The organism is Exiguobacterium sp. SL-9, from assembly GCF_004336985.1.
GTDB lineage: Bacteria > Bacillota > Bacilli > Exiguobacteriales > Exiguobacteriaceae > Exiguobacterium.
Genome location: NZ_SJUO01000002.1, coordinates 415,567 through 429,993, shown reverse-complemented (window position 1 = coordinate 429,993; position 14,427 = coordinate 415,567). Strand labels below are relative to the sequence as shown.

Genomic DNA, 14,427 nt, shown 5'->3' with positions numbered 1-14,427 from the left:
ATTTGTAAAATGAGGGAGCGGTTCTATATAGAAAATCCACATTTCAAAAAAATAAACATCTTTTTTAAGGATAGGGTGGTCAAAAAAATGAAAGTGTGTATAATGAAATAGACCAAGCGGTTTATTGTCAGAAAATTTAGTCATTTGATTCATTGGGTAACACGGAAGGTATTACATGTATGTGGAGGTAGTTGTATGAAAAAATCGACATTATTCCCGTTAGCATTCACGATTTTCGCATTATTCTTCGGGGCCGGGAACTTGCTGTTCCCACCGATGCTAGGTGCGATGGCAGGTGAGAACCTCGTCCCAGCCCTAGTCGGTTTCGTCATTACCGGCGTTGGGCTACCATTACTCGCGCTATTCGCAGTCGCGCGGGTCGGCGGTGGATCTGACCAAATCGCTCGGTACATTCCGAAGCGACTTGCGCTCGTTTTGACGGGATTAATGTACGTGGCGATTGGGCCGTTCTTCGGGATTCCTCGGACGGCAGCCGTCACGTATGAGATGGGAGTCGTACCGTTCCTCGGTGCGCCATCTACGCTCACGCTCGCAATCAGTTCAACTGTCTTCTTTGGTTTGACGTTCTTCTTGACGTTACGCGCTCAAAAATTGATTGAAGTCATCGGACGCATCATCACGCCAATCCTCTTGCTCTTGCTTGCGGCAATCGGAATCACGAACCTCGTGGCTCCACTCGGGCAGCCAAGCGCGCCTGCAGAAGGGTATGAGACGTGGATTGGTGCCCTCGGGGAAGGCTTCAAACAAGGCTACTTGACGATGGACGTCTTTGGCGCTCTCGTCTTCGGTGCCATCGTGCTCGTCACGCTTAAGGCGAACGGGATGACAGACCAGAAAGAAGCATCTTCACTCCTTCGGACGTCTGGCATGCTCGCTGTCACGTGTTTGATGCTCGTCTATATCTCGCTCGGTTCAATCGGGGCGAATATGACGGGTCAAACGGGCACGACAGACGGAGCTAGCTTGCTTCAAGCGTTCGCTGGTACGTCGTTCGGACAAGTCGGAATGCTCGCGCTCGGGGCTGCGGTCTTCCTCGCTTGTTTGACGACAGCGGTCGGACTCATCAGTGAGTTCTCACGCTTCATCAGCAACACGTTCGAGTCGCTCAAGTATTACCAAGTCGTCATCGCGACGACGTTGTTCGGCTATCTTATCTCACTCGTCGGACTCGGTACGTTGATTCAAATCGCGGTACCATTGCTCACACTCTTGTACCCGGTCATGATCGCACTCGTTCTCGTGTCGATCACGGAACGGATTCAACGCAACCCACACGTTGCGATGAAAGCGACGGTGTACACGGCCCTCGTGCTCTCGCTTTTCGAGACGACACACGGTTTGGCACCGTCAGCAGCAACAGCTTGGATCACGAACTTGCCGATGGCTGAGATCGGGCTCGCCTGGGCAGTTCCAACGTTGATCGTATATGTGATCACGCTTTTCTTACCGAAACAACGTTCCAACCAATCACTCGCTCAATCACGCATCTCATAAACAGATGAGTGAACACCCATCCTCTGGTCAAGGATGGGTGTTTTGCTGTCTTATCGTTTGCTCATTCCATTCGTCAACAAGTAAAATGAAGAGACGAAAAGGAAGTGACATACATTGACGACTAAACAAAAGAAACAATTGGCGATTCTCATGTTGAACATGTTCATCGCCGTAGCAGGATTCGGGATCATTATTCCGATTATTCCTGATTATTTGAAGATGATTGGAGAGGGTGGCACCGCTGCCGGACTCATGATCTCTGTCTTCGCTGGGGCTCAGTTGCTCATGTCGCCGATTGCCGGGAAATGGGCGGACGTTTACGGTCGCCGACTGATGATTATTTTAGGTCTGATCGGCTTCACCGTCTCGATGGGGGTCTTTTACTTATCTGACAACCTGACCGTTTTGTTGATTTCACGGGCAATCGGCGGCGTCGGGGCCGCGCTCTTGATTCCAGCTATCTTTGCTTATGTGGCTGATATCACGACGCTCAAGCAACGGGCGAAAGGAAACAGTTATATTTCCGCGGCCATGTCGCTCGGGATTGTCATCGGACCAGGAATTGGTGGCTTCTTCGCCGAATTTGGATTGAAGGCACCACTCTTGTTGTCAGCGATTGTTTCATTCGTCGCCGTCATCTCGTCCATTATTCTGTTGAAAGAACCAGATCGCGAGCCATACGTCCAAACGAGTGAGAGCGAGTCGTTACCGCGCCAACTCGTCTCGTCGACACGGAAACCCTATTTCTTCGTGCTCGTCATCAACTTGGTCATGGCATTCGGTTTGATGGCGTATGAATCTGTCCTTGGATTGTTCGTCAGTGAGACGTTCAGCGCGACGCCGCAACAAATTGCGGTCATGATCACGGGGACAGGCATTGTCAGCGTCATCGTGCAACTGTTTGCCGTCGATCGTCTCGTCTCGGTACTCGGGGAGATCAAAGTCGTGCTCATCTTCATTATGCTCGCGGCGCTCGGCTTTTTATTCTCACTGTTCGCCGGATCTTACGCGATTTTCTTCGCGGTCACGTTGATTATCTTCTTGTCCACGTCGATTTTACGACCGGTATTAAATACGCTCGTATCGAAGATGGCCGATAAAGAACAAGGATTTGCGATGGGGATGAATAACGCCTATATGAGCATCGGGAATATCGTCGGACCGACGCTTGCCGGCATCGCGTTTGATATCGATATGCGCTATCCGTTCGTGATGGGGCTCGTCCTGTTGCTCGTGACGTTCGCAGGGACGTTGAATTGGTCGAAACGGAACGCGACGGCCACGTTCGAACAATGATATAAGGAGGGAATGTGATGATTTATGTCGGTGTGACGGGGTGGGGAGACCATGATTTATTGTATACGACCCCAGAAGAACGAAAACATAAACTGTCGACCTACGCGGGGCATTTCCCGACCGTGGAAATCGATTCGTCGTTTTACGCGATTCAACCGGTAAAGAATTACGAGAAATGGAACCAGGAGACACCGGAGACGTTCCAATTCATCGTCAAAGTTTCCAGGGAAATGAGCGGGCATGACCGCGAACCGAAGCTACCGCTCGCTGAACTGTTCGAACGGTACCGGACATCGGTCGAGCCGTTGAAACAAGTCGGGAAGCTACGGGCCGTCCTCGTTCAGCTGCCGCCGTGGTTTGACGTCTCGAAGCCACACCTCGATTACTTGCGGACGATTCGTGACGAGTTGAAGGATTACGACATCGCCATCGAATTCCGGAACCCGACCTGGTTCTCCGAAGCGTTCCGGGAGCGGACGCTCGCCTTTTTAGCGGAACAACGCTTCATCAATACGATTTGTGATGAGCCGCAGACGAAAGAGAGCAGCATTCCGTTCGTCCCGATCGTAACCAACCCGGATGTGGCCGTCGTGCGCTTACACGGCCGTAACACCGCTGGGTGGCTCCGGAAACCAGGCATGACGAGCAAAGAGTGGCGCCATGTCCGTTGTCTGTATCGTTACAGTGAAGACGAACTACAAGAACTCGCGACGGCACTTCGACAAGTCGACGAGGAAGCGAAGGCGGTATACGTCTACTTCAACAACAATTCGGCCGGAGATGCAGTACCGAACGCCAAGCGGCTGATCGAGATCCTCGGTGCTGAATATGAGCTCGCCCCGAGTCAAATCAGCCTGTTTTAGGAAGGGGAATCGTCTTGAGAACGATCACGATGTTTCATTATAATGACTTACATTCGAAATTTCATAACTGGCCGCGTCTCGTCTCTTTTTTGAACGAGCACCGGACGGAAGAGACGCTCGTCTTCGATCTCGGCGACCATGCCGACAGGACCCATCCGGCGACAGAAGTGACACGCGGACAAGTGAACGTCCGTTTGCTCAACCGCGTCCAACCGACGGCAGTCACGATTGGGAATAATGAAGGCATCACATTCCCGCACGACTGGCTCGCCAATTTGTATGATGAGGCAGAGTTCCCGGTACTGCTCGCGAACGTCTACTATGCGGACGGTACGAGACCCGATTGGGCGACGGAGACACTCATCGTCGAACGCGATGGACTTCACATCGGACTGTTCGGTGTGACGGCACCTTATGAAGAACTTTATCCAGAGCTGGGTTGGGCGATTGAACCACCGCATGTGGCGACAAGTCGTGCCCTTGAGAAACTCCGAGACTGCGATGTCGTCATCGCACTCAGCCATCTCGGTTTTTATGCAGACGAACGGCTCGCTGAGACGTTTCCGGAGATTGATGTCATCCTCGGGGCTCATACCCATCACGTGCTCGATGACGGTGTCGTCACGAACGGCGTCTTGATCGCTCAGGCCGGTAAATACGGGCAATACGTAGGGGAAGTGGAACTTACGCTCGACGGGCACCGAGTCGTCGAGAAGCGGGCCAGTTTGCACGATTTGACCGAACAGGATACAGATGAAGCGACAGTTTCGACCTTACAAGACGAATATAGCCAAGCCGAACGGCTGCTCGATGTGACGATTGCCGACACGCCGGGTTATCCGAGTGACTGGTTCGGTCCGTCTGCCATTGGAGACTTATTGGCAGGCGGCCTCGCCGACTGGTGTGACGCTGAAGTGAGCGTGATCCCGTCCGGTGTCTTGTTAGAAGGGTTGCAGCCTGGTCACGTCACGCTCAATATGCTTCATCGCATCTGCCCGCACCCGATCAACCCTTGTCTCCTCTCGCTTGACGGAGCCACGTTGATTCGTTTTTTGAACGATGTCCAAGAAGAAGCGTTCACGACGATGCACGTCCGCGGCCTCGGGTTTCGGGGAACGGTGCTCGGTGCCCCGATCGTCCATGGTCTCGAGATGAGGCATGGCCGTTATTATATCCAAGGTCAGGAAATCGATCTCGACGAGACGTATCGCGTCGCTACGGTCGACATGTTCACATTCGGTCCGCTCCTTCCGTATTTGGCCGACCAGAAGAAGCGTTACTTTATGCCGGAACTGCTCCGTGACGTGTTACGCGAAACGATTGTGACACGCCATAATGCCATCCGAAAAGGATAGGGACGGGACCGTTCGGCATGATATGATAGAAAAGTGGAGGTGTGAAACATGATTAGAGTGAATCGCCACGGCTATACCGTCATCGAAGAAAAACGTGACGGTTTTGACGAGGAGGCATTCATCGCACGCTATAGCGACGTGCTCGATAAATATGATTATATCGTCGGGGACTGGGGCCACGGACAACTTCGGTTGAAAGGGTTCTATGAAACAAAGTCCAAGTTCGCGACATATGACAATCGAATCGATCACGTGATGGATTACGTGTATGAATACTGTAACTTTGGTTGCCCGTTTTTCGTGCTTAAAAAAGAGACGGAAATTGATGAAGCAGAAGACGGACCGGTCTTCGGCGGAACGAAACAACCACTCAAATTGAAACGCAAATTCAATAAGTCGGAAGAAGCCGAGCCTTCGACCGGAACATGACGCGCTGATGACATCAGCGCTTTTTTTGTTACATTTATTTTCCAAATGTTTCTTTTAGGTGAAAAGACGGTGTGACAGGTTTAGGGACAGGAAAATTGTGATAACTTATATTTATAGCAATTGTTTCTGTTCGGGTTTTGGAAGTGAGGTGGAAGTATGCAACACGTACAAACGGCGACCGTCGGTGACCGCGATGACGTCCATAACCGAATTCACAATCTCGGTTTGGGCTTACTTGCGATGTTGTTCTTCGGGTTAGGGAGTATTATGACGTTTTACTTCACGGCCGCAGTCTTGATTTATGAGGTTGTCCACGTCTTGCTGATCCGCCGCTTTGAATATCGTCAGGCATTTCTGAGAAGCCGCTTATTTAAACTCATTTCATTGGCAGCGGTGACCACGGGTGTGCTCTTATTTATCTTATCAATGTCGCAATTTTTCATGGGCAATATCATGTATTGAGGGGAGAAGGAAAAACCTTTTCCCTTTTTTCGTGTTTTTTTGAAACTTTTCTAGAGGCAATCACGTACACTTAGGAGAGAACTCACAAAAAGGATGATGAAAAATGACTGCACAACTTAAGCAACATGCACAACAAATGTTAACCGGAAAACGTTGGTTACTCGCCGGCCTTTTGATTTTATTCGTTGTCTTGAACGGGATTCCACAAGCGTTCGCGCCTCCTGTAGACCCAGAAGCGGCCCCGACAGCAATGGACACAGGACTTACGTTCTTGTCGCTTCTTCTTAGTTTGTTGATCGCGCCGCTCGCAATCGGCTGGTCTTGGCTCGTTCTGTCTGTATCGCGCGGTGACAAGCCGGGTGTCTCAACATTGTTCGCCCCGTTCAAAACGGGATACGTCAAGCACGTGCTCGCCCCGTTCTTCATGGGATTATTTATCTTCCTTTGGTCGCTGCTCCTCGTGATTCCGGGAATCATTAAAAGTTTCTCGTACTCGCTCACGTATTACATCTTACGCGACCAACCAGAATTATCGGCTCTCGAGGCGATCACAGAATCACGTCGGATGATGGACGGGCACAAGATGGACGCGTTCAAACTCGTCCTTTCGTTCATCGGTTGGTTCCTTCTCGGGGTAATTACACTCGGTATCGGTTTCTTGTACGTCTATCCGTATTTCACAACGACGTACGCGACGTTCTACGACTCGATTCGTCAAGCGGAACAACCGCAGACGAACCATGTTGGGACTGATTTTGAACAAGGATTCTAAACGAAAACCTCCGCTCATCGAGAGCGGAGGTTTTTATTATGCGTTGATTTCTTGTTTTTGAAGGTATGGTTTGAGTGACAACGTGTGCTCGGCGACGACTTTCCGAATCGTTTTCGTTTTGGAGCGCATGACGAGCGATGTCGTTTCGACGATATCGTCCGTCAAGAATTTGACGCCGTCGAGCAATTCACCTGACGTGACACCGGTCGCTGCAAAGATGCAATCGTCACTCTTGACGAGGTCGTCAAGCGTGAGCAATTGGAGCGGGTCTTCGATGCCCATCGAGATGACGCGAGCCGTCTCTTCTTCGTTCATCGGGTGAAGGCGGGCCTGCATGTCGCCTCCGAGCGCCTTGACGGCCGCCGCCGTGATGACGCCTTCCGGGGCACCACCCGTGCTGATGAAGATATCAATCGGATTTGATTTGACGGCTGCCGCGATGCCAGCCGAGACGTCGCCGTCTTCGAACAGCTTGACGCGAGCACCCATGTTCATCGCTGCTTGACGCAAGTGCTCGTGACGATCACGGTCTTGCATGATGACGGTCACTTCTTCGATGCGCTTGCCGTTATAGAGGGCTGCTTTCTCGATGATCGATTCGAGCGGTTCGTCGAGTGAGACTTTCCCTTTCAAATTGGGTCCGACGACGAGTTTGTCCATATACATATCTGGTGCGTGGAGGAGAGCGCCTTTATCGGCAACGGCGATGACGACCATGGCGTCTCCGAGCCCTTTGGCGACGATTGACGTCCCTTCGAGCGGATCGACCGCGATGTCGACTTTCGGCCCGAACGTCGTGCCAAGCCGCTCGCCGATATAGAGCATCGGTGCTTCGTCGAGTTCGCCTTCACCAATCACGACGGTGGCGTCCATATTGACTGTCCCGAGCACTTCACGCATCGCTGACGTCGCTGCGTCATCTGCCTCGTTCTTTTGACCACGACCGATCCATTTCGATGAGGCGAGTGCTGCTGCCTCGGTTGCTCGTACGATCTCTAGCGCTAATTCTCGTTCCATAGTGTTGTACCCTCCACGTGATGTCTATTTAATGTGTCATACTATTTAGAGTGTTAATCCGTGGATTAGTGTATCACAATCGGATAAATGATGTAAATAGGTGAGATTCTTTTCTCGAGTGAGAAAAAGGATTACTATAGGAGGCAGGGGGGGATTCCGATGTATTTTGTGAACAGAGAAAAGATTAATGAGACGTTGGCCCATATGGAGACGATGCTCGATCGACTCGATCAATTAGAAGGGGACGCCTTCACGGTCGAACTGGCGAAACAACGTTTGGCCGTCCACTTGATGGAAGGCGTGATTGACGTCGGCAACTCGATGATTGATGGCTTCATCATGCGCGACCCGGGTAGCTATGAGGACATCGTCGATATTTTGCTCGATGAGCGTGTGCTCGACGCCGAGACAGCGGTAGCCGCGAAAGCGCTCGTCGGATTGCGTGCCCATTACGTGCGCGAGTTTGTCACGGCGGACTCGACTCGGTTTGACGCGTGGGTCGAGCGTCATCAAGCGACGTTTGAGGCATTCCCAAAGCAGGTCCGACGCTATGTAGAAGTAGAGCTCGGTCCTGTATCAGCATTTTTACCAGAAAGCGAGTGATTGGATGAATCCGATTAAAGGATACTTATTTGACTTAGACGGCACGATGTATGCGGGGACGGCCCCGATTCAAGCCGCTGTCGATTTCGTAAATCGACTTGAGGCGACGGGCTTCCCGTACTTGTTCGTCACGAATAATGCGTCGATGACGCCGGAGCAAGTAGCGGATAAACTCGTCTCGATGGGGGTCCATGTAACGCCTGAACACGTCTTGACGAGTGCGATGGCGACAGCCCGGTACATCGAGAAGATGACGCCGGGCGCGACGATTTACATGATCGGCGAAGATGGCTTGCGTTTAGCACTTGAAGAACGCGGCTTCCACGTGACGGAAGAGGCGAAGGCGGACTACGTCGTCGTGGGGCTCGACCGTCACATCACGTACGAAAAATTAGCGAAAGGTGCACTCGCGATCCGTGCCGGTGCCCGTTTCATCTCAACGAATGGCGATATCGCCATCCCGACCGAACGTGGCTTTTTACCGGGGAATGGGGCACTCACGTCCGTCTTGACGGTGACGACGGAAAAAGATCCGTTCTTTATCGGTAAACCAGAACCGGTCATGGTCGACATCGCGCTCGAGATGATTGGCCTTACGAAAGAAGAGGTCGTTATGGTCGGGGATAACTACCATACGGATATCTTGTTCGGGATCAACGGTGGGATTCGGACGCTTCACGTCAATTCGGGCGTGCACGGCCCGGCTTTCATTCAGGAACAAGAAAAACTCCCGACCTATATGGTCGAGAGCTTGGACGAATGGACGCATGCATGAAAAAAAGGGATGACATGATTGTCTCCCTTTTCGTATTAGAATACTTGTTCGACTTCAACGATGCCAGGTACTTCTTCGATGAGCGCGCGCTCAATCCCGGCTTTCAATGTGATGGTTGAAGATGGGCAACTGCCGCATGCACCCATCAAACGAAGTTTGACGATGCCTTCTTCTACATCTACGAGTTCGACGTCACCGCCGTCGCGAAGCAAGAACGGGCGTAATTTATCGAGTACTTCTTGGACTTGATCAAACATTTCCATGGTATCTACCCCTTTCTGGTTCTCTTTCATTCTAGCAAGTTTGAGATTGTTTCTCAATCATTAACGCTGAGCGTTTTATGACGATACGGCTTCTTGATTTTTGTATAATAGGAAAGAACAGGGGGAATGGACATGAAAATCACGGTATACGGGGCCGAGGTACAATGTGCGAGCTGCGTTGGGGCACCGAGCTCGATTGAGACGTATGAATGGTTGCAAAGTGCGCTCGCCCGGAAATATCCGGACCAGACGTTCGAATTCGAGTACATCGATTTCGAGACGACGGACGACGACATCGCCGAAGCGATCAAGCAAGATGAGTGGTTCTATCCGCTTGTCCTCTTGAATGGGGAAGTCGTGGATGAAGGGGTCGTCCAGTTACGAAAAGTCTACTCCGCGATTGAACAGGTGACAGCATGAAAAGAGTCGAGCGACGATTGTCGTTCGACTCTTTTGCGTTATAGAAGCTGGAACGACGACGTTGCCGAACCTGCCGTGTAGCCAGAGAGCGTCGCATCAGATTTCACTTGATACGTGCCGCGCTGTGACGAAGAACTTGTCGAGAGCGTGAACGTGATCGCACCAGTCGAACTTGTCTTGCCAGTCCCTGTAAGGGTCGTGCCGTTAGGTTGTGTCACCGTCACGCGGACGTCGGCGTTCGCGACCGCTTGGCCGTTCGAATTCCGGACTGTTGAAGAGATCGAGACGACTTCGCCAGCGTAGTAAGTCGATTTCGATGTCGATACCGTCGTCGTGAGCGCTTGGACCGGCTGCGATGTGCTGCCAGACGTCGGTGCTTGGACGAGTCCGTTCCCGAACAATGTATCACGGCCAGCCGTTCCGAGATCGATTGAGTCTTGTGACAGTTTCGTGCGGAGTTGCGCGCTCGACAACGTCGGGAATGCTTGTATCATGAGGGCGAGGTTACCTGCGACGTAAGGAGTCGCCATCGATGTCCCACTCATTTGTCCGTAGCCGCCATTTGCAAGTGTCGAGTTGATACCAACCCCTGGTGCTGCGACTTCGACCGTGCTACCTGTCGCCGAGAATGAGGCGCGGTTGTTGTTGATGTCCGTCGCCGCGACGGCGATGGCCGAGCTGTAACGGGCCGGGTAGTTGACGAGGTCGCCTGTACCGTCAGCGCGTCCGTTGTTACCGGCTGCCGCAACGACGAGGATACCTGCGTTATTGGCGCGATCGACGACTTGTTGTAGGGTCGTCGATGGGCTTGTCGTCCCGAGGCTTAAGTTGATGACGTCCATATCGTTCGTGATCGACCAGTCAATCCCGGCGATGATACTCGAGAGGCTACCACTACCGTTGGCTTCGAGTGCTTTGACGGCGTAAATACTCGCCTCATGGGCGATCCCGACCGTTCCGATGCTGTTGTTGCGGGCACCGATGATCCCGGCGACGTGCGTACCGTGACCGTTGTCATCCGCGTAAGAGCTCGTGACCGTACTGAACGAAGCGCCACCGGAAATCGTCAAATCAGGGTGCGGCGAGATTCCGGTATCGACGACCGATACTTTCACGCCTTTCCCGGTGTAGCCACTCTGCCAAGCCGATGGGGCTTTCAACTTCGGGATGCCCCAGTCTTGAGTCTGGTTCTCGATTTGTACCGTTTGGTCGACTTCTACGTGGGCGACGTTTGGATTGTTCTTCAAGCCATTCAAGGCAGCCTTCGGTACTTCAAGCGCTGCAGCCGGAATGTTTTTGTACTGTTGGCGAACTTCCATCCCTTCGATCGAGAGCGGGATGTTCTTCGCCGATTCTTTGAAGACGACGATGACTCGTTCTTTCGATTTGTTTGGAGCAGCTTCCGCGGCTTCCGGGACGGTTGACAAGACGAGCAATGAGGCGAGGACAGTGCTACAGATTTTCTTCAACTTGTTTCCTCCTTCGGGTTATGTAGGCGAGGTGACACGAGGTCGTTCGGCCGTGCCCATAGAGTAACAAAATTTTAAAATAAGTAAAATATGTCCATTGAATTAATAATCTGAAAATTGTGATAAGTAATCGGGGATATCGATACAAGACTATATACTCAACCATGTGACTACAGGCCGGATTTTCTACAATAATTTCACCTTTGACAAAGTATTTGTGTCTACTAAATTTATAGACGTTTCATACTTAACATTCCATTAGTTGGTACGATATGTATATAAAGGGGGGATTTTATGTTTAAAAAGCAGAAATCATTGGCCGCTTCATTGAACCCGGAATCTGAACTGTCGAATGTTCAGATTCGACTTACAGGAGATATGGAGCAACAGCGGACATTAATTCAACTTGAAAAAAAGGATTTAGCACTTTTACGTACATACCGCAATGAGCTTCAGGCGCTGACCCCGAAGCTTGTTCATATTTTTTATGAAGAACTTGAAAAGATTGATGAAATGCGTACAATCATTCAGCAACACTCGTCTTCGGATCGGTTGAAATTGACATTGTCCAATCACATTGCTGAAATGTTCGAAGGTCAGCTCGATGAAGTGTATATTCAAAAGCGATTGACGATTGCAAAGCGTCACCATTTAATTGGGTTGCAAGGGAAGTGGTACATCGCTGCGTTTCAAAAAATCTTTGATAATATTGTTTGGGCGATCCAACAAGAAAACTTAGAAGGTGACGCAAAGCTGAAGTTAGTGATGGCCGTCTCGAAAATATTTAATTTTGAACAGCAAATTGTATTAGACATGTTTGATCGGGAAGCAGAGCAAGTTCGTGCTGATATAGAAGTAATCAAGTCAGAGGTCAGTCAGACGGTACTGCAAGCGAGTGAGGATTTAGCAGCCATGACAGAACAAGTGATGGCAAGCTATCAAGCGATGAATGAACGGGCGGATGAAATGAAATTGGCGAGCGGGCTCACTCAGACTAAATTAAAAGGGATGAGAGACTCAGCTGTAGTAGGAAAGGATTCGCTTTTAAGTGAAACAGATTCGTTAGAAACAATTGCGAGTGACTTATCTGTTTCTGCCATAAAAATAAAAGAGCTAGAAACGTTGACGCAAGAGATTACGATGATTGCGGATTCTGTTAAACGCGTTGCGAATCAAACGAACATGCTAAGTTTGAACGCTGCGATTGAGGCAGCACGTGCTGGAGAGCAAGGGAAAGGGTTTCATGTCGTAGCGACCGAAGTACGGCAATTGGCGAACCAATCTAAAGAATCGGCAGAGCAGGTCGGCGATTTGGTCAATCGTTTGACGAAACAAATGGAAGAGACATCGAAACGCGTTGTATGGACCGAACGTGAAATGCAAAATACCATGACAAGGATGAATCAAATCACTAGTGCTTTTATTGAGATAGCGGACTCCTCCGAACTCGCAACCGGTCAAATGGAACAATTGGTGCAAGACATTCATGATATTGTCGAAGCAGTTGTTGATTTGAAACGGGCTACAGCCCAAATCGCAACGTCATCCACACAATTAATGGATACCGCACAACGATTTTAAAGATAATGAAAAAACGGAGCACCTTTAGCTCCGTTTTTTCATTCACTTATTATTTGATGACTTTATGTTTCCAAAGAATTCCGGATTTGAGCAGTCGAGCGACTTTGCCGGTAAGTGACTGTTTCCCCATGAAGACGCCGAAACCGGCTTTCTTCCCGAGCGAGCCGAGTGTGCCACGTAGTTTGATGTCCGGTAAATCCGGATAACTGACGCCTTTCCATTTACAGAGCAACACTTGGACAATCTGTTCGGCCTGCGCTTCCGCGAGTTGCCCGGAAGGTGCATATGGCAGGCTGGCGTTGTCACCGACCACGAAAATATCGGGTTGTTCCGGGACGTAATGGTGCGGCGTCAATTTGACACGTCCACCTCCGTCGAGCTCCCAACCTTGGTTGCGGACGACAGCGACCGGTTGAATCCCGGCCGTCCATACCGTCAAGTCGGAAGCGAAGTGCTGCTCATGGTTCCACAACCCATCGGCGTCGACCCGAACGATGTTCGAGTTGTTGATGACCTCGACGCCATGTTCCTCAAACCACGACTGGACATACATCGAGACACGATTGGAAAGGAATGATAAAACGGACGGGCCGCGGTCGAATAAACGGACTGTCAAGTCGGGACGACTCTCACGCAGTTCGCTGGCGAGCTCGACGCCTGACAGGCCGGCACCAACGATGGAGACGACCGATCCAGGAGACAGGCCGTTGATCGCTTGCTGGGTCTTTCGTGATTCTTCTAACGTTTGAATGCTGTACGTGAACTCAGCGGCACCGGGCACATTGTGATACTTGTCCTCGCAACCGAGACCGATGACGAGGTCGTCATACGGTACTTTTTCCCCGCTCGCGAGCAGGACCATTTTGTCTCCCGCATCGATATCGGTGACTTGGCCGTATATGTAATCGACCTCTTCTGGAAAATCGATGCGGATGTCACGATCCGACACGGTTCCCGCCGCAAGTGCATAATACTCTGTTTTTAACCCATGGTAAGGTAGACGGTCGATGAGTGTGATCGATACGTCCTTCAGCTGATGGCCGAGGACGCGTTCGATTACACGCATACCCCCGTAACCGCCTCCCAAGACGACTAATTTGCGCATAAAAATCCCCCTTTGTTACACTTCAACTGTATCATGTTATAATACGCCGTAGAAGAACCATTTTCCTGCTTTGAAGGAAAGGGAAAGGGTGAATGATATGATGAATCCAATCATTGAGTTCTGTGCCTCGAATTTAGCGATGGGCTCGCAAATCGCCCGGGCAAAGTTAGAGTCCGATCCAGACCTCGATGTCGTTGAATATGGCTGTACGGGCTACTGTGGAGTCTGTTCACTCGACTTGTTTTGCCTCGTCGACGGCGAAGTCGTGACGGGAGATACGCCAGAGCAACTCGTGACGAATGTATATGAAAAAATTGAAGAAATGGCTTGGTGAAAAAGTTTGAAGCAACTTCAAACTTTTTTTATTTTGACTGTTTTGACCCGTTGCATTTTTAAAAAGGGTCTGTTATATTCAAAGAGGTTCGAATGTAGGTTGTCTGACGTTTAACAACATAAAAAGAAAGCGTTTCAAACGGTAGGGCACATCTCGATTCGGGTATAT

General features: G+C 50.6%; 16 protein-coding genes. 12 read left to right on the top strand and 4 right to left on the bottom strand.

Features of this window, described 5'->3' with window-relative positions; genetic code table 11:
• Positions 1-195 precede the first annotated feature (195 nt).
• From brnQ to EVJ34_RS06635, 7 genes are all read left to right on the top strand, one after another.
• Positions 196-1,515 (top strand): branched-chain amino acid transport system II carrier protein, encoded by a 1,320-nt coding sequence (gene brnQ / locus EVJ34_RS06665; RefSeq protein WP_131485028.1) that lies wholly within the window; start codon positions 196-198, stop codon positions 1,513-1,515.
• Between the two features lie 114 nt (positions 1,516-1,629).
• A complete protein-coding gene (locus EVJ34_RS06660; protein ID WP_131437922.1) occupies positions 1,630-2,811 on the top strand; it encodes an MFS transporter in 1,182 nt (393 codons plus the stop codon).
• Positions 2,812-2,828: 17 nt separating this feature from the next.
• Positions 2,829-3,674 (top strand): DUF72 domain-containing protein, encoded by an 846-nt coding sequence (locus EVJ34_RS06655; protein WP_131485027.1) that lies wholly within the window; start codon positions 2,829-2,831, stop codon positions 3,672-3,674.
• A gap of 14 nt (positions 3,675-3,688) precedes the next feature.
• Complete coding sequence (locus EVJ34_RS06650) at positions 3,689-5,029, top strand: bifunctional metallophosphatase/5'-nucleotidase (protein WP_236636657.1); 1,341 nt, start codon at positions 3,689-3,691, stop codon at positions 5,027-5,029.
• Positions 5,030-5,077: 48 nt separating this feature from the next.
• Positions 5,078-5,458, top strand: a complete 381-nt coding sequence (locus EVJ34_RS06645; RefSeq protein ID WP_021065508.1) for a YutD family protein — start codon at positions 5,078-5,080, stop codon at positions 5,456-5,458.
• Positions 5,459-5,614: 156 nt separating this feature from the next.
• Entirely contained in the window at positions 5,615-5,920 is a 306-nt protein-coding gene (locus tag EVJ34_RS06640) for a hypothetical protein (RefSeq protein ID WP_131437926.1), read from the top strand.
• A gap of 103 nt (positions 5,921-6,023) precedes the next feature.
• A complete protein-coding gene (locus EVJ34_RS06635; RefSeq protein ID WP_131485026.1) occupies positions 6,024-6,692 on the top strand; it encodes a DUF975 family protein in 669 nt (222 codons plus the stop codon).
• Positions 6,693-6,728: 36 nt separating this feature from the next.
• Here EVJ34_RS06635 and glpX read toward each other — a convergent pair whose 3' ends face one another.
• Positions 6,729-7,709: a class II fructose-bisphosphatase gene (gene glpX, locus EVJ34_RS06630; protein WP_131485025.1), complete on the bottom strand. Its 981-nt coding sequence runs from the start codon at positions 7,707-7,709 to the stop codon at positions 6,729-6,731.
• Positions 7,710-7,868: 159 nt separating this feature from the next.
• Between glpX and EVJ34_RS06625 the strand changes: the two genes are divergently transcribed.
• Together EVJ34_RS06625 and EVJ34_RS06620 are read left to right on the top strand one after the other, a co-directional pair.
• Positions 7,869-8,312, top strand: a complete 444-nt coding sequence (locus EVJ34_RS06625; protein WP_131485024.1) for a DUF86 domain-containing protein — start codon at positions 7,869-7,871, stop codon at positions 8,310-8,312.
• 4 nt (positions 8,313-8,316) lie between these two features.
• Positions 8,317-9,087: a TIGR01457 family HAD-type hydrolase gene (locus EVJ34_RS06620; RefSeq protein ID WP_131436991.1), complete on the top strand. Its 771-nt coding sequence runs from the start codon at positions 8,317-8,319 to the stop codon at positions 9,085-9,087.
• Positions 9,088-9,122: 35 nt separating this feature from the next.
• Here the strand turns inward: EVJ34_RS06620 and EVJ34_RS06615 are convergent, their stop codons facing one another.
• Positions 9,123-9,380 (bottom strand): NifU family protein, encoded by a 258-nt coding sequence (locus EVJ34_RS06615; protein WP_228617585.1) that lies wholly within the window; start codon positions 9,378-9,380, stop codon positions 9,123-9,125.
• Between the two features lie 96 nt (positions 9,381-9,476).
• On the opposite strand from EVJ34_RS06615, the gene EVJ34_RS06610 reads away from it, so the two are divergent.
• A complete protein-coding gene (locus tag EVJ34_RS06610) occupies positions 9,477-9,770 on the top strand; it encodes a DUF1462 family protein (RefSeq protein ID WP_131436993.1) in 294 nt (97 codons plus the stop codon).
• A 38-nt stretch (positions 9,771-9,808) separates the two neighbouring features.
• Here the strand turns inward: EVJ34_RS06610 and EVJ34_RS06605 are convergent, their stop codons facing one another.
• Entirely contained in the window at positions 9,809-11,239 is a 1,431-nt protein-coding gene (locus EVJ34_RS06605; protein WP_131485023.1) for a S8 family peptidase, read from the bottom strand.
• Positions 11,240-11,533: 294 nt separating this feature from the next.
• On the opposite strand from EVJ34_RS06605, the gene EVJ34_RS15670 reads away from it, so the two are divergent.
• Positions 11,534-12,820: a globin-coupled sensor protein gene (locus tag EVJ34_RS15670; RefSeq protein ID WP_131485022.1), complete on the top strand. Its 1,287-nt coding sequence runs from the start codon at positions 11,534-11,536 to the stop codon at positions 12,818-12,820.
• Between the two features lie 49 nt (positions 12,821-12,869).
• Here EVJ34_RS15670 and EVJ34_RS06595 read toward each other — a convergent pair whose 3' ends face one another.
• Entirely contained in the window at positions 12,870-13,925 is a 1,056-nt protein-coding gene (locus EVJ34_RS06595; RefSeq protein WP_131436998.1) for an NAD(P)/FAD-dependent oxidoreductase, read from the bottom strand.
• A gap of 97 nt (positions 13,926-14,022) precedes the next feature.
• Between EVJ34_RS06595 and EVJ34_RS06590 the strand changes: the two genes are divergently transcribed.
• Positions 14,023-14,259 (top strand): YuzB family protein, encoded by a 237-nt coding sequence (locus EVJ34_RS06590; protein ID WP_021065517.1) that lies wholly within the window; start codon positions 14,023-14,025, stop codon positions 14,257-14,259.
• Positions 14,260-14,427 lie beyond the last annotated feature (168 nt).